Source organism: Methyloversatilis universalis EHg5, from assembly GCF_000378945.1.
GTDB lineage: Bacteria > Pseudomonadota > Gammaproteobacteria > Burkholderiales > Rhodocyclaceae > Methyloversatilis > Methyloversatilis universalis_A.
The window spans coordinates 3,380,880-3,405,158 of sequence record NZ_KB900539.1; the positions used below are offsets into that span (position 1 = coordinate 3,380,880).

Below are 24,279 nucleotides of genomic sequence, written 5' to 3' on the forward strand. Positions count from 1 at the left end.
TTCGGAGCGGATGCAACAGAACGTTTCGGCGGCAGAAGGCCCTAAACTTCCGACCTGACCGAAAGCCGGAACCCGACATGCACCCCTATTCAGAACGCCGCGCCCGCCTGATCGAACGCATGGGATCGGGCGTGGCCGTCATCGCCACCGCACCGGAACGCACGCGCAACCGCGACACCCACTACGGCTACCGCCACGACAGCTATTTCTATTACCTGACCGGCTTCGCCGAGCCGGAGGCGGTGCTGGTGCTGATCGCCGGCGACGCACCGCGCAGCATCCTGTTCTGCCGCGAAAAGAACGAGGAAAGGGAAATCTGGGACGGCTGGCGCCACGGCCCGGACGCCGCGCGCGAGAAGTTCGGCTTCGATGAAGCGCACATCTGCGGCGAACTGGACGCGAAACTGCCCGAACTGCTGGCCGACCAGCCGCGCCTGCATTACGTGATCGGCGAGGACGCCGCCTGGGACCAGCGCATGATGGCCGCACTCAACGCGGTGCGCGCCCAGGTAAGGGCCGGCCGCCAGGCGCCGTCAGAGCTGCGGGACATCCGCCAGCCGCTGGACGACATGCGGCTGATCAAGGACCTGCACGAACAGACGCTGATGCGGCAGGCAGCCGACATTTCCGCCCGCGCCCACCGGCGGGCGATGCAGGCCACCCGGCCGGGCGCGATGGAGTACGAGATCGAGGCTGAAATCCTGCACGAATTCCGCCGCGCCGGTTCGGAAGCGCCGGCCTACGGCTCCATCGTCGCCGGTGGCGCCAACGCCTGCGTGCTGCACTACGTGTCGAACGACGCCGCACTGCGCGACGGCGACCTGCTGCTGATCGACGCCGGCTGCGAACTGCACGGCTACGCCGCGGACATCACCCGCACCTGGCCGGTCAATGGCCGTTTCACCGGCGCCCAGCGCGACGTGTACCAGCTGGTGCTGGACGCACAGGACGCCGCCTTCGCCGAAGTGAAACCCGGCACACGCTTCATCGACTACCACGATGCCGCGGTCCGGGTACTGGCCCAGGGCCTGATCGACCTCGGCCTGCTCAAGGGCACGCTGGACGACGTGATCGAAAAGGGCGACTACCGCCGCTTCTACATGCACCGCACCGGCCACTGGCTGGGCATGGACGTGCACGACGCCGGCGAGTACCGGCCGCGCGGCGGCGGCCCCAATGAATGGCGACAGCTTGAGCCGGGCATGGTGCTCACGGTCGAGCCCGGCTGCTACATCCGGCCGGCCGACGACGTGCCGGAAGCGTTCTGGAACATCGGCATCCGGATCGAGGACGACGTGATCGTGACCGCCGACGGTTGCGACATCTACACCTCGGCTGCACCCAAGACGGTGGCCGACATCGAGGCGGTGATGGCGGAGGCACGCGGATGAGCGAAGCGGCCGCCACACCGGTGCTGGACGCCTTCATCGTCGGTGCCGGCCCGGTCGGCCTGGCCACCGGCTGCGCACTGCGCGCCGCCGGCCTGACCGTGCAGGCGGCCGACGCCGGCAGCGCCGAACGCGCGCTCGAGGACAGCCGGGTGATCGCACTGTCCGCCGGCTCGCGTGCCATCCTGGGCACACTGCAGGCCTGGCCGGCGGCCGACGCCACCCCCATCGGCACCATACACATTTCCCAGCGCGGCCATTTCGGCCGCACCGAACTGCGCGCCGCCGATTTCGGCCTGGACGCACTCGGCCACGTCGCCCGCGCCGGCAGTCTGGTGCGCGCGCTGCGCAGCCGGGCCGACGCGCTGGATCTGGATGTCCGCTACGGCCTGCCGGTCACCGGCGCAGATGAGGACGGTGACGCGATCAAGGTGCACACCGCCGACGGCCCGGTGCGGGCGCGCGTGCTGCTGTGGTGCGAAGGCCGGGTCGCTGACGACGAAGCACTGGCACGCAGCCACGACTACGGCCAGCACGCGGTGATCGCACTGGCCACCCCGGCCGCGCCGCACGGCCATGTCGCCTACGAGCGCTTCACGCCGGACGGCCCGGTGGCCCTGCTGCCCTGCGGCCGCGACTACGCGGTGGTCTATACCTGCGACGCCGCCGACGCCGAGGCGCTGCGCGACGAAACCGACGCCCGCTTCATGCAGCGACTGAGCGACGCGGTCGGTGGCCGGGTGCGTTTCGCGGCCCTGGGGCCGCGCAGCGCCTGGCCGCTGGCGCTGCGCATGCGTGCCGACATCGTGCGCGGCCGCCAGGTCTGGCTGGGCAACGCGGCGCAAACCCTGCACCCGGTGGCCGGCCAGGGCCTGAACCTCGCGCTGCGCGACGTCGGCCAACTGGCCGAATGCCTGCTGCCCGCGCTCGCCCGCCACGACCTCGGGCTGGATGATGCGCTCGCCCGCTACGCCCGGCTGCGCCGCACCGACCGCGCCGCCACCGGCGGCTTCACCGACTTTCTTGCCCGCGTGTTTACGCTGGGCGCCGGCGACCCGCTGCTCGGCCCGCTGGCCGGCCACGCGCGCGGTGCCGCCCTGGCCCTGCTCGACGCCTTTCCGCCGGCCCGTCAGTTCGTCGGCCGCCGCATGATGTTCGGTGCCCGCGGCTGGTAGCGCTGCGTCTGGCGTGATGACAGTGACACAGTTGCGCGCCGGCTCGGGGGCGGCTGCCTAGAATCCGCCGCACACCCCGCTGGCGCTGCGCATGCTGTTCAATTCCTACGCCTTCCTGTTCGCCTTCCTGCCGGTCGCGCTGGCCGGCTACTTTCTGATGGGTCGACGCTCGATCACGCTGGCGGCCGGCTGGCTGACGCTCGCTTCGCTGTTTTTCTACGGCTGGTGGGACGCGCGCTACCTGCCGCTGCTGCTCGGCTCCATCCTGTTCAACTACGCGACCGGACGCGCCATCGCCGCCCGTGCCGGACAGCCGGCAGCCGGCCGCCTGCTCGCACTGGGCATCGGTACCGATCTGGCGCTGCTGATCGCGTACAAGTACAGCGCACTGTTCGTCGACAGCGCGAACCGGCTGGCAGGCCTGGGGCTGCCGGTGCCCGAACTGATCCTGCCACTGGGCATTTCCTTCTTCACCTTCACCCAGATCGCTTTCCTGGTCGATGCCTGGGCCGGCAAGGTGCATGAAACCCGGCTGGTCAACTACGCACTGTTCGTCACCTACTTCCCGCACCTGATCGCCGGTCCGGTGCTGCACCACGGCGAAATGATGTCGCAGTTCGAACGGCCGCGGAATTACCGGCTGCGGCTCAACAACATTCTGATCGGCAGCAGCATTTTCGTGTTCGGCCTGGCCAAGAAGGTGCTGCTGGCCGACAACCTGGCGCCACTGGCCGGCTCAGTGTTCGAGGGCGGAGCCCAACCCGGACTGCTGACCGCCTGGGGCGGCGTGCTGGCCTACACCTTCCAGCTCTACTTCGACTTCTCCGGCTATTCCGACATGGCGATCGGCCTGTCGCGACTGTTCGGCGTGAAGCTGCCGCTGAATTTCAATTCACCCTACAAGGCGGCCACCATTTCCGACTTCTGGCGGCGCTGGCACATGACGCTGTCGCGCTTCCTGCGCGACTACCTCTACATCCCGCTCGGCGGCAACAAGCACGGGCCGGTGCGCCGCTACGCCAACCTGATGACCACCATGCTGCTCGGCGGCCTGTGGCACGGCGCAGGCTGGAATTTCCTGCTGTGGGGCGGACTGCACGGCGCCTACCTGTGCATACAACACGCCTGGTCCGCCCGCTTCCGGCTGCCGCGCCCGCTGGCGGTGGCACTCACCTTCGCTGCCGTGGTGGTGGCCTGGGTATTCTTCAGAGCCGGTACGCTGAGCGGCGCACTCGACCTGCTGGCCGGCATGGCGGGACTGCACGGCGTGGCGCTGCCGCAGGCCGTAGGACAGCTCATCGGCGGTGTCGCCCCGATGCTGGCGGCAGCAGGTGTCCGCTTCCATCCGGGCGGCGGCGAACAGTTCGTCACCACCTGGAGCTGGGTAACGGTGGCCGGGCTGATCGCCTTTCTGTGCCCGAACACACAGCAGATCCATGCCCGGCTGCGCCCGGCCATCGAACGCGTCGCGCCGCTGTCCGACGGCCTGCGCTTCAGATTGAGCACGCGCTGGGCGGTCGGACTGGGGCTGGCCAGCACGGTCTGCGTGCTGTCGCTGTCGCGGCCGTCCGAATTCCTCTATTTCCAGTTCTGAACAATGGCGCAGCGCACGCGATTCGCCCGCATCTGGCTGCTCACGCTGCTGCTGGCGATGGCACTCGCGATGGCGCTCAACCGGTTCATGGACCCGTGGGGCCTACACGACGGCCCGCGCATAGACGGCCTGAACGCACTCAAGATACGGCCCGAACGCCCCCTCGGCGAACTGAAGCTGTCGCGCGCACTGCGCGCTTCACCGGACGCGCTCATCCTCGGCAATTCACGCGCCGACATCGGTCTGGACCCGGCCGACCCGGCGCTGCGGGCACTGGCCGCGCGGCCCTTCAACATGGCCGAACCGGGGGCGGCACTGACCAGCCAGGTGCGCTATCTGGAAACCCTGCTGGAAGCCGGCCACCGGCCACGCCTGCTGGTGGTCGGCGTGGAACTGTTCGACGCACTGAATCCGCCGGACGGCGACCGTGAGTGGTATCCGCGCACCGATGCCTGGCAGCGCCAGCGCACGGTGATGGCACAGAGCCTGATCACGCTGGCCGCCACCGCTGACAGCGTGCGCACGCTGTACGCCCAGCACGACCGCTTTGCCGCGACGATGCGCGACGACGGCTTCAACCCGCTGTACGACTATGGCGCGATGGCCGCCCGCGACGGCTACCAGGCACTGTTCCGCCAGCGCGCCGCGGACAACGTGAAACGCATCCGCGCCCGTCACTGGCCACAGGATCTGCACGCCACCGCCGATTTCGTCGCACTGCGGCGCCTGCTCGATATTGCCGGCGAGCACCGCATGCGGGTGGAGGTGATGAGCTACCCCTATCACATGCACATTCTGGGCGCGCTGGCGCGCGAGCACATGGACAGAGAGGTGAGCACCTGGAAACAGGCCGTGGCCGACACGGTGGCGGCCGCTGCGGCACGCGGCGTGCAGGTGCGCGCCTGGGATTTTTCGCTGCCCGGTGCGGACAGCGCCGAGGCGGTGCCGGCACGCGACGACCGCCGCACGGTCACCCGCGGCTATTGGGAAGGCGGCCATTTCAAGGCCGCGCTCGGTGCGCGCATGCTGGCGCGCGCGCTGGCGCCGGAAGCGCCGCCGGACGACGACTTCGGCCGGCGGCTCACGCCGGCGACCGCAGCCGCCGACTGGGCCGGCGAGACACGCCGCGTGCTGGCCGCGCGGCCGGATCTGCAGCGCGATCTGGACGCCGCGTTCGGCGCCCCCGTCGCGACGGAGTGACCATGCGCACGGCCGGCGGCGCGACATTTCGCCGTGCCGCCGCATCGCGGTAGAATCCCGCCCTTGCCCGTTCGTCCATCACCCTCGTCCAACCATGCAGTTCGTCGGCTTCAATCTGCGAAACAACCTGTTCGTCGCGCCCATGGCCGGCGTGACCGACCGCCCCTTCCGCCAGCTGTGCAAGAAGCTGGGCGCCGGACTCGCAGTGTCCGAAATGGTCACCTCCAACTCGCTGCTGTACGGCAGCGCGAAGACCCAGCGTCGGGCGAACCACGACGGCGAGGTGGCGCCGATCTCGGTGCAGATCGCCGGTGCCGACCCGAAAATGATGGCCGATGCCGCCCGCCACAACGTGGACCGCGGCGCCCAGATCATCGACATCAACATGGGCTGTCCGGCCAAGAAGATCTGCAACGTGATGGCCGGTTCGGCGCTGATGCAGGACGAGCCGCTGGTGGCGCGCATCCTTGAAGCAGTGGTGCAGGCGGTGCCCGACACCCCGGTCACGCTGAAGATGCGCACCGGCTGGAACCGCGCCAACAAGAACGCACCGATGCTGGCACGCATGGCCGAACAGAGCGGCATCCGCGCGCTGGCCATCCACGGCCGCACCCGCGCCGACCAGTACACCGGCCACGCCGAGTACGACACCATTCGTGCGGTGAAGGCTGCCGTGAACATTCCGGTGATCGCCAACGGCGATATCACCACGCCGCAGAAGGCGCGCGAAGTGCTGACCGTCAGCGGTGCCGACGGCGTCATGGTGGGACGCGCCGCCCAGGGCCGGCCCTGGATCTTCCGCGAGATCGAGCACTTCCTGGCCACCGGCGAACTGCTGGCGCCGCCCGAAGTGAGCGAAATCCATCGCGTGTGCCGCGAGCACGTCGAAGACCTGTACGGCTTCTACGGCGCAGAGAGCGGCCTGCGCATCGCGCGCAAGCACATCTCCTGGTACACCAAGGGACTGGTCGGATCGGCCGCCTTCCGTCACGCGATGAACCGTCTGGAAACGACGGACGCGCAGATGGCTGCGATCGACGAGTTCTTCGGCCGCATGGCGGCCGACAACGACAGGCTCGCCTACGAGCCGGATTCCGACGACGACGCGCAGGAACTGGCCGCCTGAACGCCCGACCGGGCGCACTCAGCACCGACCATCAGGGAGACGCCGCCATGAGCGGACGCAGTGACATTGCCGAGTGCGTAAGACACTCGCTGGAACGATATTTCCGTGATCTGGACGGGGAACCGCCGAGCGGCCTCTATGACATGGTGCTGCGCCAGATGGAGCGCCCGATGCTGGAGGTGGTCATGCGTGAAGCCGAAGGCAACCAGACCCGCGCCGCCGACATGCTGGGCATGAACCGCAATACGCTGCGCCGCAAGCTCACCGATCACGGCATGCTCTGACGCGGCCCGCGCCGCATCCCCTACCCCGAATTCCTCAACTTCCCACCGGAAAAGCGCATGAAAGTACAGCGTGCATTGATCAGCGTGTCCGACAAGACCGGCATCGTTGAATTCGCCACCGCCCTGACCGGGCTCGGCATCGAACTGCTGTCCACCGGCGGCACCGCACAACTGCTGGCCAACGCCGGCCTGAAGGTGACCGAAGTGGCCGACCACACCGGCTTCCCGGAAATGCTGGACGGACGCGTCAAGACGCTGCACCCGCGCATCCACGGCGGCCTGCTGGCCCGGCGCGAAGTCGAGGCCCACATGCAGGCGCTGGCGGAACACGACATTCCGACCATCGATCTGCTGGTGGTGAATCTGTATCCGTTCGAGGCGACGGTCGCCAAGGCCGGCTGCACGCTGGAAGACGCGATCGAGAACATCGACATCGGCGGCCCGGCCATGGTGCGCTCCGCCGCCAAGAACTGGCGCGGTGTCGGCGTGCTGACCGACGCCTCGCAGTACGCCGGCGTGCTGGACGAACTGCGCGCCAGCGGCGCGCTGTCCGACGCCACCCGCTTCGCGCTGTCGGTGGCCGCGTTCAACCGCATTTCGAACTACGACGCCGCGATCAGCGACTACCTGTCGGCACTGAACGCCGACGGCTCGCGCGCCGAGTTCCCGGCACAGTCGAACGGCCGCTTCGTCAAGATCCAGGACCTGCGCTACGGCGAGAACCCGCACCAGCGCGCCGCCTTCTACCGCGACCTGTACCCGGCACCGGGTTCGCTGGTCAGCGCGAAACAGCTGCAGGGCAAGGAACTGTCGTACAACAACATCGCCGACGGCGACGCCGCCTGGGAATGCGTGAAGAGCTTCGACACCGGCGCCTGCGTCATCGTCAAGCACGCCAACCCCTGCGGCGTGGCACTCGGCGCCACCCCGCTTGAGGCCTACCGCAAGGCCTTCGCCACCGATCCGACCTCGGCTTTCGGCGGCATCATCGCCTTCAACACCCCGGTCGACGCCGCCACCGCCGAAGCGGTCAGCGGCCAGTTTGTCGAAGTGCTGATGGCGCCCGCCTTCACCGCCGACGCGCTGAAGCTGCTTGCGGCCAAGGCCAATGTGCGCGTGCTGGAAATCCCGCTCGATGGCGTCGATCCGAAGGGCGCGACCGCCTGGGCGCGCGGCCGCAATCTGCACGATGTGAAGCGGGTCGGCTCCGGCCTGCTCATCCAGACCGCGGACGAACCGGAATCGCTGGAAGGCCGCCTCACGGTGGTCACCAAGCGCGCCCCGACCGCGCAGGAAATGACCGACCTCACCTTCGCCTGGCGCGTCGCCATGTACGTGAAGTCGAACGCCATCGTGTATTGCCGCGACGGCGCGACGGTCGGTGTCGGCGCCGGCCAGATGAGCCGCGTTGACTCGACGCGGATCGCGCGAATCAAGGCAGAGAACGCAGGTCTGACCATTGCCGGTTCGGTGGTGGCGTCCGACGCCTTCTTCCCCTTCCGCGACGGTGTGGACGTGCTGGCCGAAGCCGGCGCCAAGGCCATCATCCAGCCGGGCGGCAGCATGCGCGACGAAGAAGTGATCGCCGCCGCCGACGAGCACGGCCTGGCCATGGTGTTCACCGGCACCCGCCACTTCCGTCACTGAGCTGTACCCGCGCACGATTGAAGAAGGACGCGACATGAAACTGCTGGTCATCGGTTCGGGCGGCCGCGAGCACGCCATTGCCTGGAAACTCGCGCAGAGTCCGCGCGTACAGAAGGTCTATGTGGCGCCGGGCAATGCCGGTACCGCGCTCGAACCCAATATCGAAAACCTGCCGATCACCGATTTCGCCGAGCTCATCAGCTTCGTCGAGAACGAGAACATCGCCTTCACCGTGGTCGGCCCGGAAGCGCCGCTGGCCGCTGGCGTGGTGGACTGTTTCCGGGTGCGCGGCCTGAAGGTTTTCGGCCCGGCCCGCAAGGCGGCCCAGCTGGAAAGCTCCAAGGACTTCGCCAAGCAGTTCATGGTGCGCAACAACATCCCGACCGCCTGGTACCAGACCTTTACCGACGCCGCCGCCGCGCGCGCCTTCGTCGACGAGAAGGGCGCACCCATCGTGATCAAGGCCGACGGCCTGGCCGCCGGCAAGGGCGTGGTGGTGGCGATGACGCTGACCGAGGCGCACGCCGCCATCGGCGCCATGCTGCCTGGCGACGACGGCGGCAAGTCGCGCGTGGTGATCGAGGAATTCCTGCAGGGCGAAGAAGCGAGCTTCATCGTCATGTGCGACGGCCAGAGCGCGCTGCCGCTGGCCACCAGCCAGGACCACAAACGCCTGCTCGACGGCGACGCCGGCCCGAACACCGGCGGCATGGGCGCCTATTCGCCGGCGCCGGTGGTCACGCCGGAAATCCACGCACGCGTGATGCGCGAGGTGATCCAGCCGGTACTCACCGGCATGGCACTGGACGGCCTGCCCTACACCGGCTTCCTGTACGCCGGCCTGATGATTTCGCCGGAGGGCGACATCAAGGTGCTGGAATTCAACTGTCGCATGGGCGACCCGGAAACCCAGCCCATCATGATGCGGCTGAAGACCGATCTGGTCGATCTGGTCGAGGCGGCGCTGGAATACCGCCTGTCCGAAGCCAGCACCGACTGGGACCGCCGGGTGGCGCTGGGTGTGGTGCTGGCCTCCGCCGGCTATCCGGACGCGCCGCGCAAGGGTGACGTGATCACCGGCCTGCCGGCCGCGACCGAAGACAGCCATGTGTTCCACGCCGGCACCGCCCACCAGGACGACGCGGTGGTCACCAGCGGCGGCCGCGTGCTGTGCGTGACCGCACTCGGCGACACGGTGAAACAGGCGCAGCGCGCGGCCTACACGCTGTGCGACCAGATCCAGTTCGACGGCGCGCAGTTCCGCCGCGACATCGGTCACCGCGCGGTGCGTCGATGAGCACGCGCGCCGAACAGGTCCGTGCCTGGCTGCTGGATCTCCAGGACCGCATCATCGCCGGCCTTGAAGCTGCTGACGGCTCGCCCTTCCTGACCGACGGCTGGGTGCGCGGCCCGGAAGAAAGACTGCAGGGCGACGGCCGCACCCGGCTGATCGAGGAAGGCAGACTGTTCGAGCGCGGCGGCTGCAATTTCTCGCATGTGCGCGGCGATCGTCTGCCGCCTTCCGCCTCGGCCCACCGCGCCGATCTGGCCGGCGCCTCGTTCGAGGCGATGGGCGTGTCACTGGTGCTGCACCCGCGCAACCCCTACGTACCGACCGTGCACCTGAACGTGCGCTTCTTCACCGCCCAGCCGCAGGACGGCGAAGCGGTGTGGTGGTTCGGCGGCGGCATGGATCTGACGCCCTACTACGGTTTCGAGGATGACGCGGCCCACTTCCACCGCACCTGCCGCGACGCGCTGGCGCCCTACGGCGCCGACACCTGGATGCGCTACAAGCAGTGGTGCGACGAGTATTTCCATCTCAAGCACCGCAAGGAAGCACGCGGCGTCGGCGGCGTGTTCTTCGATGATCTCGGTGCCGACGGCAGCGTGGATTTCGAGCAGGCTTACGGTCTGACGCAGGCGGTCGGCAACGGCTTCCTCGACGCCTATCTGCCTATCGTGCAACGCCGCCGCGACCTGCCCTACGGCGAACGCGAACGCGACTTCCAGGCCTACCGCCGCGGCCGTTACGTCGAATTCAATCTGGTATTCGACCGCGGCACGCTGTTCGGCCTGCAGTCGGGCGGTCGCACCGAATCCATCCTGATGTCCATGCCGCCGGTGGTGAAGTGGCGCTACGACTGGCACCCGGAAGACGGTTCGCCGGAAGCGAAGCTCTACACAGACTTCCTGCCGCCGCGGGACTGGCTCGCCTGACAGCGTCTTCCGCGGCGCCCTCACTGCGATGGGGTCAGGCCATCAAACCCTGACCGCATTTTCGACGGCCACCGCGGCGGGGGCACTGCTCCCGCCGTCCGGACACCCTGCACCGATCACCGCAAAAAAAATGGGCACCCAATGGGTGCCCGAACCGGGACTGCAGGAAGAACCAGTGAGCTGCCCGCCGGCTTTCGGGCTTGTGGCCCTGGGCCGACGGACCCGCTCGAACTCAGAAGCGGTAACCGATACCGACCGAATACAGCATCGGGTCGATGTTCAGCGAAGTCACCTTGGCGCCGGTGCCCTTCACGAAAATGTCGGTGTCGATATTCACGTACTTCACGTCGACGTTGAAGAACCACTTCGGCGCGATCTGGAAGTCGGCGCCCACCTGGGCGGCCCAGCCGAAGCTGCTGCGGTCGATGCGCAGCGGCACGCTGCCGCCAAGCACGGTGCCGGCGTCGAGATCGACGCTGCTGAAACGGGTGTAGTTCAGGCCCAGACCGGCGTACGGACGAATCGTGCCTTCCGGGTTGAAGTGGTACTGCAGGGTGAGCGTCGGCGGCAGATGCTTGACCGAGCCGATGCCTACGCCGCCCAGTTCGACGTCATGCTTCTGCGGATAGGTCAGAATCAGTTCAGCCGCGATGTTCTTGGTGAAAAAGTAGGTGATGTCGATTTCCGGGAAGGTCTTGTTCTCGGCCTTCACGTCGATCGGCAGGTTCAGGCCACCGGAATTGTCATTGTCCGGATTCATGTACAGCGCGCGGGCGCGCACCATCCAGTTGCCTTCGTCGGCCGCATTCGCCACACCGGCCACGGCTGCCAGCGCAGCCACACCCACCCACTTGATCGCCTTCATTGTCGTGCACTCCAGAGAAAGTGAAATCGCATTCAGTGGTGTGCAGTATTCCGAAGGGCTGATACCCCTGCGTTGACCAAGGTCAATCGGCGCTCAGAACGCGTTGCGATGCAACACGCGTGGCCTGCCGGCGGCGCCGACCGCACCGGCGAGCAGCCCGCCCGGCGTCAGGAGCGGTCGCGCAGCCGCTCGATGCGCTGTGCGCTGTCCGGGTGGCTGTCCAGCCAGCCAGCGCCGTCCTTGCGGCCGCGCTCGGCAGATTCGGACAGGCGCTGCAGCATGTCGGCCAGCAGTGCGGGCGAACGGCCCTGGGCGCGCAGCGCCGCCGCGGCATAGTCGTCCGCCTCGCGCTCCATGTCGCGCGAATAGCCGGACTGGATCAGCGCGGTCGGTGCCATCGCGATCACGCTGCTCACGTCGCCGGCATACCAGGTCATGAACAGCGCCACCGCCGAGCCCTGCAGCAGCATGCGCATGCCATGACGCCCTTCGACGTGACCCAGTTCGTGCATCAGCACCGCCATCACGCGTTCGTCATCGCCGGCAAGCTCGACCAGTTCGTCGGTCACCACCAGCGTGCCGTCAGGCAGCGCGAAGGCGTTGGCGCCGACCGCGCCGCCGTGACGGAACACCAGCGCGTGCGGCAGCGTCGTGCGACCGGCCAGCACGCCGCGCAGCCGGGACTGCGCGTCTTCGTCCAACCGGCTCGGCGCAAGCATGTGCTCGTCGATCAGTTCCAGGGTCTGGCGTGACAGGCCGGCCACCACCGCCTCCGGTACGCGCGGCGCGGCGACTTCCGCCGCCCACGGCAGACCGTAGCGCGCCGCGCCCCACAGCACGATGACGAGCAGCGCAAGCGCACCCGCCACCATGCGCAGGTCGAAGGCGCTGCGCACCGTCAGCCGGTCGCGCTGGCCGCTGGCGCCGAGCAGGCGCGCGAGCGCGGCATGATCCCTTACCTCGGCGTGGGCACCGTCGTCGAAGGTGATCAGCCGCGGCGCCGCCCCCATCGGTTCGGACAGCCGCAGGGTGGCCAGCGGGGCCCGGCGGCTCAGCCCTTCCGCGGCGAGCAGCAGCGCGTCACCGTCCAGCGACAGCGTGGCTGGCCATGCACGCGCGCTGTGGCCGTCGAAGTACAGCGCCGCAACCGTCAGCGCTTCAGAGGGCGATGTCGACATCGAAAATGTCCGCGGTCTCTTCGCCGGTGGCCGACACCGCCTGTTTCTGTCCGGCCACGAAATCGTCCAGCGGGCCGGCACTGACCAGGGTGACGCTTTCGATCCGGTAGCGCGCGGTGCGGATGGCGGCGAACGGCGCGAAGAAACCCAGCGTGCACACGATGGCGATCAGGTTGGTGAGCGTGATCGCATACAGCGTGCGTGCCCGCGCATGCGACTCGAAACGGTGGGCGCCGAGCCGGGTGTTGTTCCACACCAGGTTCTGCAGGCGCGCGGTCAGGTAGGGCGAAATCAGCAGGAACAGACCAACCCAGCCGGCCAGCATGATGAGCGGCAGCAGGGCCATTGCTTCGCGGCGGTCGCCTGCGGCGCCCAGCACCAGCGCCACCGTGCCGCCAATCGCCGCTACGCCGGCGACAAGCAGCAGCAGAAGCACGCCATACATCCGGTAGAACGCAGACACCGACGCGGTGAATTCGAAACGGGTGGCGCCGAAACGTGCGTTGTCCAGCTGGTAGCGCTTCATGCGCTGGTGCCACATCGGCGCCAGCAGATAGAGCGTGAAGACCGACAGCAGCGGCCACATCAGGAAGGCCTTGTAGGCGCCTCTCTGGTCACCGTCAAAACCGAAACGCAGGCCGCGCCAGCTGGTATTGAGCGCGCGGAAGCGCAGCGAACGCATCAGCAGCACCGGCATCGCGGCTGCCAGCAGGCCGAGAACCAGAAAGCCGAGCAGCGGCGACACCTCGAACGAAATGTTGTAGCCCAGCAGCAGCAGGAAGCCGATCACCCGCCCCTTGAGGATGGCACGCGGGTCGCCGTGATAGTCGAAGGCGGCACCGCCCAGCGTGGTGTGGCGATGGAAGTACTGCAGCCGCCGGACCTTGGCCCAGGCGGAGTAGATGCCCAGCGTGAGCACGGTGAGCAGCAGATTGACGATCCAGATGCCGAAGTATTCGCCGCCGCGGCCGGAAAACACCAGCGCCTCGGAGCGGGGCGCGGTGTCTGCAGCAAAGGGATCGGCGAAGGTGGTCGTGGCCGCGGACGGCGGCGCGTTCTCGAAAGGATTGTTCATGCGGGATCCGGGCGGAAGAACATGCCCGGATCATGACACAGCCCTGCCGCGCGCGTTCAGCGCATCAGTGCGGCCGCGCGGAAATGGGCCTGCGCCTTTTCCGGTCGTTCGAGGTGTTCAGCCAGCAGCGCCAGTTCGACATGCACCACGCGTGAGGGCTGCACCGCCAGCGCGGCTTCGAGATAGCTCTGCGCCTTGCCCCACAACTGCTGGGTGCGACACAGCCGGCCCAGCGCGAGCAGCAGTTCGGCGTCGTCCGGATGGTCGCGCAGCCAGGCTTCGGCCTTGGCGATGCGGCCCAGCGCATCGCCGCCGTCGGTATGGGCGTACAGCGCCAGCAGCGACGACTCCCAGCCGTGCTCCAGCCGCGCCTCGATCAGCTTGCGCGCCTGCGTGGTCTGGCCGGCGGCCACCAGCGCCTCGGCCATCGCGCGCACCACCTGTGCGTCTTCGCGCTCGGTGGCCGGCAGTGCTTTCCAGTAAGCGTCCAGTTCGGCCGGATCCAGATCGTGCAGCGCGCCCAGATGCGCCTGACGGCGCACCGGTGCCGCCTGCTCCGGCGTCAGCGCGCGATGCTTCTGCAGCAGGCGCACCACCCGCAGCAGGCCGCCCCAGTCGGCCAGACCGCGGCGCGCCCGCATCGCCAGACGCAGCGCGGCGACATGGCGCTGACCGCCGGACTGCAGCACGTCGATACGCTCCAGCGCATCGCTGAACTCGCGACGGTCGGTCAGGATGTCGGCTTCGGTCATCAAGCGGGCGGTCTTCAGTTCATCGAAGCGCTCCGCCTGGCGCAGCCAGTCGTCGGCCTGCGTCTGTTCGCGCATCGCGTGCGCGGCGCGGGCGCCGATCAGCGCGGCCAGGCCGGGCGATTCGCCGCCCTCGACCGCCACCCGGGCGCTGCGCTGGGCATGCCCGTAGCGGCCTTCGAAATACAGGCGGGCGGCGTCGCGCAACGCGGTCACCGCGCGGCGCCGGCGCTGACGCGCGCGGTAGCGGGCCGCACGCGCCGGCATGCGCATCAGGCCGTCGATGAAATGGAACACGCTGTACAGCAGCGCCACGCCGAGCAGCAGCGACACGATGAACAGGTTGAGCGACAGTTCGATGCGCCAGGGCGACCACTGGATGAGCACGAAACCGTCGTTCTGACGCGCCGCAATCACCAGCCCCACGGCCAGCGCGCACAGCCCGAGCAGCCACAGCAGCAGGCGCACCATCAGCGCTTCTCCTCGCGCTGCACGGTGGGCCGCTGGCGCTGGGCCTTGAGCTGGGCCAGCGCGCTCATCGATTCGTTGAGGCCGGGCAGACCTTCGCCCGGATCGACGCTGGCGAGCTGGCGCAGCGTGGCCAGCGCGTTGTCGGTCTGACGGGCGCGGGTGTCGAAATAGCGCTCCACCCATTCGCGCGCCAGCCGCATGTCCTCGCGCCACACCGCGCCATTGCGCTGGAGCAGCGCGATGCGGGCATTGATCAGCCGCAGCTTGAGATTTTCGCGCAGGAAGAAGCTGTGCTCCGGCGACAGCAGCGCCGGATCGGGCCGGTCCAGCCGTTCGATGCGCACCAGCTGCCGCACTTCGGCCCACACCTCCTCCGCCAGCCGCTCGACCAGGGTCGGCTCGGCCACTGCCGCAACCTTGGCGGGAGCCGGGGCTCCGGCGCGCGTCGGCGAGCGGTCGAAAGCCAGCGGCAGGGTGTCGATGGAACCGAGCAGCGTATCGATGCGCAGCGCCTGGCCGGACAGATCAGCCATCGGCGCACGGCGCAGGCGCTCCATGTCATTGGCCATGGCACGGCGCAGCGGCAGGAAGCGGCCGGTATCGACCCGCGCCAGACGCGCTTCGGCGGTAGACAGCGCGCTGAGCGCCAGCTTGGCGTCACCGGCCAGCTGCAACTGCTGCTGGCCCAGCACCAGCGCGTGTTCGACTTCGGCCAGCACGCGTTCGTCGTAGCTGCGCACCAGATCATCGGCCAGGTATTCATAGGCCTCGATGCGCGCCCGCAGGTCGGCCAGCTGCGCTTCCTGGCTGCCAAGCCGGTTGCCGTAGGTGGCGATGCCGGCCGCTTCCTGTTCGGACGCGTCACGCGCCTGCGCCGCCTGTTCGCCCACCACCTCGACCCGGCGATGCAGTTCGGCTTCGAGCGTACGCATGCGGGTGAGCATGAAGGCGCTGGCTACGCCCAGCGCAACCAGCAGCAGTACCGCCAGCCCGAGTGCCCACAGCGGCACCACGCCATCGCGTTTCGCGGGCGGCACCGGTATCACGGCAGGCGTGGCGGCGGGGGACGGCGTCGGAATCTGTTCGCTCATGTCGGTCGGTTCAGGTCGCAGGGATGCGATGAAAAATAGTCAGTCAGGCCGGCCAGCAGGCCGGCGTCGGCCGGTGCGGTTTCGATCACGCGGCTGAAGCCGCGTTCGCGCGCCTGTTCGGCGATGCGCGCGTGCGGCGCGAACAGCGGCAGCGCCTGCAGCGCGTCCAGACAGTCCAGCCCGGGCAGCACGGTGAGATTGCGCAGCGATTCGGACGAGGTGATGGTCAGCGCGTGCAGCCGGCCGGCGCGCAGTGCGGCGCACAGCGGCGCGCCGTCGCGCGGCGGCAGGCGGCGGTAGCAGGTGATGTGCTCGACGATCGCACCGCGCGCACGCAGCGTATCGCCCAGCAGTTCGCGCCCGCCGTCGCCGCGGAAGATGAGCACCCGCCGGCCGGCCAGTGCGGCGGCCGACAGTTCGGGCAATTCAAGCAGCGCCTCGGAATCGTAGCGGTGCAACGGCGTAACGACGCGGGTGACACCGCGCGCGCGCAGCGCCTGCGCCGACTGTTCGCCCACGGTGGCGGCCGGCAGCGCAGCCGGCCAGTCGCGCAGCGGCAGCAGGCAGTCCAGCGCATGGCGCACCGCGTTGGCGCTGACGAATACCGCCAGCGCGGCACCGTCCAGATCGGCACCGGCCACGGCCGACGTGTCGGCCAGCGGTTCGATGTCGATCAGCGGAAACTCGAAAGGTTTGCCGCCGGCGGCCCGCAGCGCGTCCGCCAGCACCGCCGCCTGCGCGCGCGGCCGGCTGACCAGCACGCCGCATCCGGCCAGCGCGCCGCGAGCGTTCATGGATGGGCGAGGTCGTCGAGGATGGCCTGCGCGCCGTCGGCCCGCAGCGCGTCCACGCAGTCCGCCGCCAGCGCATCCGGCTGGGCGATATTGCCGCGCACTTCGGCGGCGGCGATGCGGCTGCCGTCCGGCATGGCCACCCGGGCACGCAGCCACAGCGCACCGCCCTCGACCACGCAGTAGGCGGCCAGCGGCACTTCGCAGGAGCCGGCCAGCGCGCGCGACACCGCGCGCTCGGCGCGGACGCAGGCTTCGGTGACCGGACACACCAGCGGTGACAGCCAGGCCGCCACTTCGGGCCGCGAGGACAGCGCCTCGATGCCCAGCGCGCCCTGACCGGCGGCCGGCAGCGACTGCTCTACCGGCATCAATGCCCGGATGCGCGCCCCCAGACCCAGCCGCTTCAGACCGGCGGCCGCCAGGATGATGGCGTCGTACTGACCTTCATCGAGCTTGCGCAGCCGGGTATCGAGATTGCCGCGCAGGCTGCTCACCGCCAGATAGGGAAAGTTCGCGCGCAGCTGCGATTCGCGCCGCAGGCTGGAGGTGCCGACCACGGCGCCCGGCGGCAGTTCGTCGAGGCTGGCGTAGCGGGAGGACACGAAGGCGTCCTGCGGCACTTCGCGCTCCAGCGTGGCCACCAGCGCGAACTCGTCGGCCAGCGTCATCGGCACGTCCTTCATCGAATGCACGGCCAGATCGGCGCGGCCTTCGAGCAGGGCGGTTTCGAGTTCCTTCACGAACAGCCCCTTGCCGCCCACCTTGGCGAGCGGACGATCCAGAATCTGGTCGCCGCGGGTGGTCATGCCGAGGATGTCCACGGTCGCGGAGGGGTACAGCGAGGACAGTCTGTCACGCACATGTTCCGCCTGCCACATGGCAAGACGGGACTCGCGCGACGCGATCACGATGCGCGTGGGCTTCGGGTAAGCTTGGGGCTCCTGCTGCGGGACTGACTGCGCGCGATCCGCCGCATCGAGGTCCGCCGGGCCGGCCGGATGATCCATATGGAAAAGAGGCGTGTGGTGGTCGATTAGTTGGATACACCGCGCGCCGGCGTGAACGAGTGCCTACAGGCAGCGCGCGACACGGCCCGAATTCTAGCAGCCCCGGATGGAACATCGCAGCGCCCCCGCCAGTGCAGGCCGGTGGTGCGCAGACATTCAGACACTGATTTCGGAAGGATTGCCAGTGAATCAACAGGCCCAGACGCCGGTCGCGGTGCACGACCGCTCGGCGGACGACAAGGACAAGCCGCTGTTCGACGACATCCGTCTGCTCGGCCGCATGCTCGGCGACGTGGTGCGCGAGCAGGAAGGCAGCCGCATGTTCGAGCTGATCGAGAACGTGCGCCAGCTGTGCGTGCGCTTCCGTCGCGACGACGATCTGGACGCCCGGGCCGAACTGGCCAAGCTGCTCAATGGCCTGTCGGACGACGACACCATCATCGTGGTGCGCGCCTTCAGCTACTTCCTGCACCTGGCCAATATCGCCGAGGACCAGCACCACATCCGCCGCGCCCGCGCCCACGCCATCGCCGGCGATCCGCCGCGGCCGGGCACGCTGGCCAGCGCGCTCGACAAGGCGCTGGAGGCGAACGTGCCGGCCGACGAAATCCTCGCCTTCTTCCGCGACGGCCTCATCGTGCCGGTGCTCACCGCCCACCCGACCGAGGTGCAGCGCAAGAGCATCCTGAGCCAGGAAATGAAGATCGCCCGGCTGATCGACGAGCGCGACCGCATGCGGCTGACGCCGGACGAGCTGGAAGAGCGCGACGAGGCGGTGCGCCGCACCGTCACCTCGCTGTGGCAGACCCGCATGCTGCGCCGGACCCGGCTGTCGGTCGGCGACGAGGTGGTCAATGGCCTGTCCTTCTACGACTACACCTTCCTGCGCGAACTGCCGCGCGTCTACAACGCGGTCGAAGACCAGCTGGCCGCGGCGTTCCCGGAGCACAAGCGCGAGATCGGCAGTTTCCTGCGCATGGGTTCCTGGATAGGCGGCGACCGTGACGGCAATCCCTTCGTCACCGCCGATGTGCTGCGCTCGACGCTGCGCGTGCAGTCGTCCAAGGCGCTGGATTACTACCTGACCCAGGTGCACATCCTGGACACCGACCTGTCGCCGACCACGCTGCTGAACAACGTGAGCGACGAGCTGCGGGTGCTGGCCGCCACCGCGCCGGACAAGTCGCCGCACCGCGAGGACGAGCTGTACCGCCGCGCGCTGGCCGGCATCTACGCCCGTCTGGCGGTGACCGCGCGCACGCTGGACCAGCACGAAGCGCTGTGGAAGGCGGTCGGCGAAGCTGATCCCTACACCAGCGCGGAAGAGTTCGTGCGCGATCTGGACGTGATCCACGACTCGCTGGTCGGCCACAAGTCGTCGCTGATCGCCCGCGGCCGCCTGCGCCGCCTGCGCCACGCCGCGCGCGTGTTCGGCTTCCATCTGGCGGCGCTGGACCTGCGGCAGAACTCCGACGTGCATGAGCGCGTGGTGTCGGAAATGCTGGCCAATGCGCATGTGTGCCCGAACTACCTCGAACTGCGCGAGGAACAGCGGATCGAGGTGCTGATCAACGAACTGGGCACGCCGCGCCCGCTCACCTCGCCCTTCATGCAGTTCTCGGCCGAAACCGAGGGCGAACTGGCGATCGCCCGCACCGCGGCCGAAATGCACGCGCTGTACGGCGAGGCGGCGCTGCCCAACTACATCATTTCCAAGGCGGACGGCGTGTCCGACATGCTGGAAGTGGCGCTCATCCTGAAGGAAGTCGGCCTGCTCAATGTGCACGAACGGCGCGCCTCGATGAATGTCATTCCGCTGTTCGAAACCATTGGCGACCTGCGCAACGCGCCGCGCATCATGGACCGGCTGTTCACCATCCCGATCTGGCGCGTGCTGCTCGATGCCCGCAGCGCCACCCAGGAGGTGATGCTGGGCTATTCCGATTCGAACAAGGACGGTGGCTTCCTCACCTCGGGCTGGGAGCTGTACAAGGCGGAAACCAAGCTGGTGCAGGTGTTCAAGCGCCACGGCGTACGTCTGCGGCTGTTCCACGGCCGGGGCGGCTCGGTCGGCCGCGGCGGCGGCCCCAGCTTCCAGGCCATCCTGGCGCAGCCGGGCGGCGCGGTGCAGGGTCAGATCCGCATCACCGAACAGGGCGAGGTGATCGCGTCGAAATACTCGAATCCGGAGGTCGGCCGGCGCAACCTCGAAGTGCTGGCCGCGGCCACCTTTGAAGCCACGCTGCTGGGCAAGCGCGAAGCGGCCGCTCCGACCGAATTCACCGACGCGATGGAAGAGCTGTCCGGTCACGCGTTCGCGGCCTACCGCAATCTGGTGTACGAAACCCCGGGCTTCGAGAAGTATTTCTGGGAATCGACCGTCATCACCGAAATCGCCGAACTGAACATCGGCTCGCGCCCGGCCTCGCGCAAGAAGGGGCAGCGCATCGAGGATCTGCGCGCCATTCCGTGGGTGTTTTCGTGGTCGCAGTGCCGGCTCATGCTGCCCGGCTGGTATGGCTTCGGCAGCGCGGTGCAGGCCTACCGCGCGCAGCACGCGGACGGCATGGCCCGCCTGCAGGCCATGGTGCACGAGTGGCCCTTCTTCGCCACGCTCATTTCCAACATGGACATGGTGCTGTCGAAGACCGACATCGCGATCGCCAGCCGCTACGCAGAACTGGTGGAGGACAAGGCGTTGCGCGAGGCCATCTTCACCCGCATCTGCAACGAATGGCAGGCCACGCTGGACGCGGTACGCCAGATCACCGGCGCGCCGGAACTGCTGTCGACCAATCCGCTGCTCGCCCGCTCGATCCGCAACCGCTTCCCCTATATGGAGCCGCTGAATCACCTGCAGGTCGAACTGCTGCGCCGCTTCCGCGCCGGCAACCGCCATGACCGCACCCGCCGCTCCATCCACCTCACCATCAACGGCATCGCCGCCGCGCTGAGGAACAGCGGTTAAGGCGGAGATCGGGCGGACTGTTCCGTCGGGCGCTGCCCGGCGGAACAGCGCTACTGCACCGTCCGGATGTCGGCGAACTCCGCCCTGACCTGCGCCCACTGGCGGCGACTCACCGGCAGGCGTTCGTCCAGCCCCTTCAGCACCACCGACCAGTGGCCGTCGGCACCGTCACGCACATGTTCGAAACCGGCCACCGCGTCGCGGGCGACCAGGCAGTTGCGGTGGATGCGCACGAAACGGCGCTGGAACTCCTGCTCCAGCGCGGCCAGTGACTCTTCCAACAGATATTCGCGTTCGCCGGTGCGGGCGGTGACGTATTTCAGCTCTGCCCGCAGGTAGAGGATGTCGGCCACCGGCACCAGCAGGATGCGGCCGCGTTCGCTGCACGACAGCTGGCTGCGGCCGCCCGCGGCATCCGCCACGGCGGTCGTGGAGCGCCCGGGCACCCGCCTGAGCGCTTCGAGCAGGCGGGCAGCGCGTACCGGTTTCATCAGGTAATCGGTCGCCTGCAGTTCGAAGGCGCGCACCGCATACTGGTCATAGGCGGTGCAGAACACCAGTACCGGCGGCAGCGGCAGCGCCGCCAGGCGCGACGCCAGTTCGACGCCGTCCATGCCGGGCATGCGGATATCGACCAGCGCGACATCCGCCGCATCCGCCGCCGGCAGCGCGGCCAGCAGCGCAAGCGCGTCGTCGCCATTGGCCGCCTCGCCCACCACCCGGTTCGGCAGTTCGGCCTCGATGTCGGACAGCAGCACACGCAACCTGAGCCGGGCGGGCGCTTCGTCGTCGGCAATGAATACGCGCAGCACTGTCATGCCCTGCTCCGGTACGGAAAGCGGATGCGCACCCGGTAGAGGCCGTCGCGCTCGCCGGCTTCCAGCTGCGCCTCCAGGTCGAAGAACAGCATGAGCCGCTCGCGCAGATTGTCGAGCGCCATGCGGTTGCCGCCGCCATGACCGGCGGCGCGGCCGGGTGGCGGCAGCGGATTGTCGATCTCGACCAGCAGATCGCCGCCGGCCCGCTGCACGCTGACCCTGACTTCACCGCGGCCAGCCAGCGGCTCGACCCCGTGATAGACCGCGTTCTCCAGCAAGGGCTGCAGCATGAGCGGCGGCACTTTCGCGTCGGGCGGGCAGCCGTCGGTCTGCCACTGCACGTCCAGCCGCTCGCCCAGCCTGAGCCGCTCCAGCTCGATGTACTGCCGGCACAGCGCCAGTTCTTCGCCCAGAGTGACCAGATCGCGGTTCTCGCGCATCAGCACGCGGAACAGGTCGGACAGCTCTTCCAGCGCGCGCTCGGCCCGGCGCGGATCGTCACGGATGATGCCCAGCACCGCGTTCAGGCTGTTGAACAGGAAATGCGGCCGGATGCGGGCGGACAGCGCCATCAGCCGGGCCTGGGCAATGGCCGGGCCGAGCGCGCGCTCCTGCACGGTGAAATAGACCATCGCAGCGCTGGCGGCCAGCAGCGCCCATACGGCTTCGCGCACCGGCCAGTCGCGGCCGGATGGCAGATCCCACCCAGCCAGCGCGTCCGCCGCCAGCGTGCTGGCCAGCGCCACTGCGGCCACCAGCGCCCAGCCACCGCGCACCGTCAACCGGGCAAAGACCGGCGCCAGCAGATAGAGCAGGCCCAGCGTCAGGATGAGCGGCGGCTCGACCCGGGCCGCCATTTCAAGCAGGTCGAAGGGCAGCGCTTCGCCGCTGCGGTTGCGTGCCAGCAGCGCCAGCGCGGCCAGTGCATTGACCAGCAGTACGCTGCGCAGCATCACGCCGAGGTTGCGCCAGTCCGGTGCGCGCGCCGGCCTCACCGTGCCGCCCCCCGGGCACACGCGTCGGCAACCCGCTGAGGCATTTCGCCTCGCTGGCCTATAATTGCCGGTTTCCCGCAGCGTGCCGAACGTCTTTCCATCATGAGCGCATCTTCGCAGTCCGAGCCGACCAAGGCATGGTCGGGCCGTTTTTCCGAACCCGTGTCCGATCTGGTGAAACGTTATACCGCGTCGGTGTTCTTCGACCAACGGATGTGGCGTCAGGACATCCAGGGCTCGCTGGCCCACGCCGCGATGCTGGCGAAGCAGGGCATCATCGCCCAGGCCGATCTTGATGCCATCCGCTCCGGCATGGCGCAGATCGCGCAGGAGATCGAGGCCGGCCGCTTCGACTGGAACCTCGACGACGAGGACGTCCACCTCAATATAGAGAAGCGGCTGACCGCGCTGGTCGGCGACGCCGGCAAGCGCCTGCACACCGGTCGCAGCCGCAACGATCAGGTGGCGACCGACATCCGGCTGTGGCTGCGCGACGCGATCGACACCATCGTCGGCCTGATCCGCGACTTCCAGAGCGCGCTGCTCGATCTGGCCGAACACCACGCAGCCACCCCGCTGCCCGGCTTCACCCACCTGCAGGTGGCGCAGCCGGTGACTTTCGGTCATCACCTGATGGCCTATTTCGAAATGCTGCGGCGTGACGCCGAGCGCTTCGCCGACTGCCGCAAGCGCACCAACCGCCTGCCGCTGGGTTCGGCCGCACTGGCCGGCACCACCTTCCCGATCGACCGCGAATTCGTGGCGCGCGAACTGGGTTTCGACGAGGTGTGCCAGAACTCGCTGGACGCGGTATCCGACCGTGATTTCGCGATCGAATTCTGCGCCGCCTCCAGCCTGCTGATGACCCACCTGTCGCGCCTGTCGGAAGAACTCATCCTGTGGATGAGCCCGCGCGTCGGCTTCATCGACCTGGCGGACCGCTTCTGCACCGGCTCGTCCATCATGCCGCAGAAGAAGAACCCGGACGTGCCGGAGCTGGTGCGTGGCAAGACCGGTCGCGTAAATGGCAGCCTGATCGCCCTGCTCACGCTGATGAAGGGCCAGCCGCTGGCCTATAACAAGGACAATCAGGAAGACAAGGAACCGCTGTTCGACACCGCCGACACGGTGATCGACACGCTGCGCATCTACGCTGACATGATGGGCAGCAGCACCGGCGCGAATGGCGAGAAAGTGTTCAACGTGCGGGTGAAGGCCGACGCCATGCGCAGTGCGCTGCGTCAGGGCTACGCCACCGCCACCGATCTGGCCGACTGGCTGGTCAAGCGTGGCCTGCCCTTCCGCGACGCGCACGAGGCGGTCGCCCGCGCGGTGCGTCTGGCCGAACAGAAGGGCTGCGACGTGTCCGACCTCACGCTGGACGAGCTCAAGTCCTTCTCGCCGCTGGTCGATGAATCGGTGTTCGCGGTGCTGACGGTGGAAGGTTCGCTGTCCTCCCGCAACCACGTCGGCGGCACTGCACCGGAACAGGTGCGCGCCGCCATCGCCCGCGCCCGGGCCGGTCTGGCCGGCTGACGCGGAATACCTCTGCCCGGCGCCGGTCACCGTCGCCGGGTGTCCGCCCCGCCGCCATGATGCCGACCACACGCTCCCGCCGCCGCTACTCCACTGCC

General features: G+C 68.5%; 20 protein-coding genes. 11 read left to right on the plus strand and 9 right to left on the minus strand.

Translation table 11 applies throughout. The features are described from left to right. The first annotated feature begins 77 nt into the window (after positions 1–77). The 9 genes from pepP to hemF all read left to right on the plus strand — a co-directional run bounded on the left by pepP (position 78) and on the right by hemF (position 10,634). Positions 78–1,391, plus strand: a complete 1,314-nt coding sequence (pepP, locus tag METUNV2_RS0115460; RefSeq protein ID WP_018230380.1) for a Xaa-Pro aminopeptidase — start codon at positions 78–80, stop codon at positions 1,389–1,391. Then, entirely contained in the window at positions 1,388–2,563 is a 1,176-nt protein-coding gene (locus METUNV2_RS0115465; RefSeq protein WP_018230381.1) for an FAD-dependent monooxygenase, read from the plus strand. Before pepP ends, METUNV2_RS0115465 begins: the two co-directional genes overlap by 4 nt. Positions 2,564–2,654: 91 nt before the next feature. Then, entirely contained in the window at positions 2,655–4,157 is a 1,503-nt protein-coding gene (locus METUNV2_RS0115470) for an MBOAT family O-acyltransferase (protein ID WP_018230382.1), read from the plus strand. Between the two features lie 3 nt (positions 4,158–4,160). Further along, positions 4,161–5,357, plus strand: coding sequence for a hypothetical protein (locus METUNV2_RS0115475; RefSeq protein ID WP_018230383.1), 1,197 nt, complete (start codon positions 4,161–4,163; stop codon positions 5,355–5,357). Positions 5,358–5,451: 94 nt separating this feature from the next. Continuing rightward, positions 5,452–6,483: a tRNA dihydrouridine synthase DusB gene (gene dusB / locus METUNV2_RS0115480; RefSeq protein WP_018230384.1), complete on the plus strand. Its 1,032-nt coding sequence runs from the start codon at positions 5,452–5,454 to the stop codon at positions 6,481–6,483. Positions 6,484–6,530: 47 nt separating this feature from the next. Further along, positions 6,531–6,767, plus strand: coding sequence for a Fis family transcriptional regulator (locus tag METUNV2_RS0115485; protein WP_008064530.1), 237 nt, complete (start codon positions 6,531–6,533; stop codon positions 6,765–6,767). 57 nt (positions 6,768–6,824) lie between these two features. Next, positions 6,825–8,414, plus strand: coding sequence for a bifunctional phosphoribosylaminoimidazolecarboxamide formyltransferase/IMP cyclohydrolase (gene purH / locus METUNV2_RS0115490; protein ID WP_018230385.1), 1,590 nt, complete (start codon positions 6,825–6,827; stop codon positions 8,412–8,414). 34 nt (positions 8,415–8,448) lie between these two features. Next, positions 8,449–9,711, plus strand: coding sequence for a phosphoribosylamine--glycine ligase (purD, locus tag METUNV2_RS0115495; protein ID WP_018230386.1), 1,263 nt, complete (start codon positions 8,449–8,451; stop codon positions 9,709–9,711). Continuing rightward, complete coding sequence (hemF, locus tag METUNV2_RS0115500) at positions 9,708–10,634, plus strand: oxygen-dependent coproporphyrinogen oxidase (RefSeq protein WP_018230387.1); 927 nt, start codon at positions 9,708–9,710, stop codon at positions 10,632–10,634. Before purD ends, hemF begins: the two co-directional genes overlap by 4 nt. A 232-nt stretch (positions 10,635–10,866) precedes the next feature. On the opposite strand, the gene METUNV2_RS0115505 is transcribed toward hemF, so the two are convergent. From METUNV2_RS0115505 to hemC, 7 genes are all read right to left on the minus strand, one after another. Further along, positions 10,867–11,499, minus strand: a complete 633-nt coding sequence (locus METUNV2_RS0115505; RefSeq protein ID WP_018230388.1) for an OmpW/AlkL family protein — start codon at positions 11,497–11,499, stop codon at positions 10,867–10,869. Positions 11,500–11,666: 167 nt separating this feature from the next. Further along, the gene (locus tag METUNV2_RS0115510) at positions 11,667–12,677 is read right to left on the minus strand and encodes a M48 family metallopeptidase (RefSeq protein WP_018230389.1); all 1,011 of its coding nucleotides are present in this window, start codon (positions 12,675–12,677) and stop codon (positions 11,667–11,669) included. Beyond that, the gene (locus METUNV2_RS0115515; RefSeq protein ID WP_018230390.1) at positions 12,658–13,752 is read right to left on the minus strand and encodes a YjgN family protein; all 1,095 of its coding nucleotides are present in this window, start codon (positions 13,750–13,752) and stop codon (positions 12,658–12,660) included. Before METUNV2_RS0115515 ends, METUNV2_RS0115510 begins: the two co-directional genes overlap by 20 nt. Positions 13,753–13,808: 56 nt before the next feature. Beyond that, positions 13,809–14,972: a heme biosynthesis HemY N-terminal domain-containing protein gene (locus METUNV2_RS0115520; RefSeq protein ID WP_018230391.1), complete on the minus strand. Its 1,164-nt coding sequence runs from the start codon at positions 14,970–14,972 to the stop codon at positions 13,809–13,811. Further along, positions 14,972–16,063, minus strand: a complete 1,092-nt coding sequence (locus METUNV2_RS0115525) for a uroporphyrinogen-III C-methyltransferase (RefSeq protein WP_018230392.1) — start codon at positions 16,061–16,063, stop codon at positions 14,972–14,974. Before METUNV2_RS0115525 ends, METUNV2_RS0115520 begins: the two co-directional genes overlap by 1 nt. Beyond that, positions 16,060–16,857: a uroporphyrinogen-III synthase gene (locus METUNV2_RS0115530; RefSeq protein WP_018230393.1), complete on the minus strand. Its 798-nt coding sequence runs from the start codon at positions 16,855–16,857 to the stop codon at positions 16,060–16,062. Before METUNV2_RS0115530 ends, METUNV2_RS0115525 begins: the two co-directional genes overlap by 4 nt. Then, positions 16,854–17,864, minus strand: coding sequence for a hydroxymethylbilane synthase (gene hemC, locus METUNV2_RS0115535; protein WP_018230394.1), 1,011 nt, complete (start codon positions 17,862–17,864; stop codon positions 16,854–16,856). Before hemC ends, METUNV2_RS0115530 begins: the two co-directional genes overlap by 4 nt. Positions 17,865–18,048: 184 nt before the next feature. Between hemC and ppc the strand changes: the two genes are divergently transcribed. Beyond that, positions 18,049–20,832, plus strand: coding sequence for a phosphoenolpyruvate carboxylase (ppc, locus tag METUNV2_RS0115540; RefSeq protein WP_018230395.1), 2,784 nt, complete (start codon positions 18,049–18,051; stop codon positions 20,830–20,832). Positions 20,833–20,882: 50 nt separating this feature from the next. Here the strand turns inward: ppc and METUNV2_RS0115545 are convergent, their stop codons facing one another. Both METUNV2_RS0115545 and METUNV2_RS0115550 read right to left on the minus strand, forming a co-directional pair. Then, positions 20,883–21,650, minus strand: coding sequence for a LytR/AlgR family response regulator transcription factor (locus METUNV2_RS0115545; protein WP_018230396.1), 768 nt, complete (start codon positions 21,648–21,650; stop codon positions 20,883–20,885). Beyond that, a complete protein-coding gene (locus tag METUNV2_RS0115550) occupies positions 21,647–22,645 on the minus strand; it encodes a sensor histidine kinase (RefSeq protein ID WP_026188212.1) in 999 nt (332 codons plus the stop codon). Before METUNV2_RS0115550 ends, METUNV2_RS0115545 begins: the two co-directional genes overlap by 4 nt. Positions 22,646–22,747: 102 nt before the next feature. On the opposite strand from METUNV2_RS0115550, the gene argH reads away from it, so the two are divergent. Beyond that, on the plus strand, positions 22,748–24,181 hold the full coding sequence (argH, locus tag METUNV2_RS0115555) for an argininosuccinate lyase (protein ID WP_018230398.1): 1,434 nt from the start codon (positions 22,748–22,750) through the stop codon (positions 24,179–24,181). Positions 24,182–24,279 lie beyond the last annotated feature (98 nt).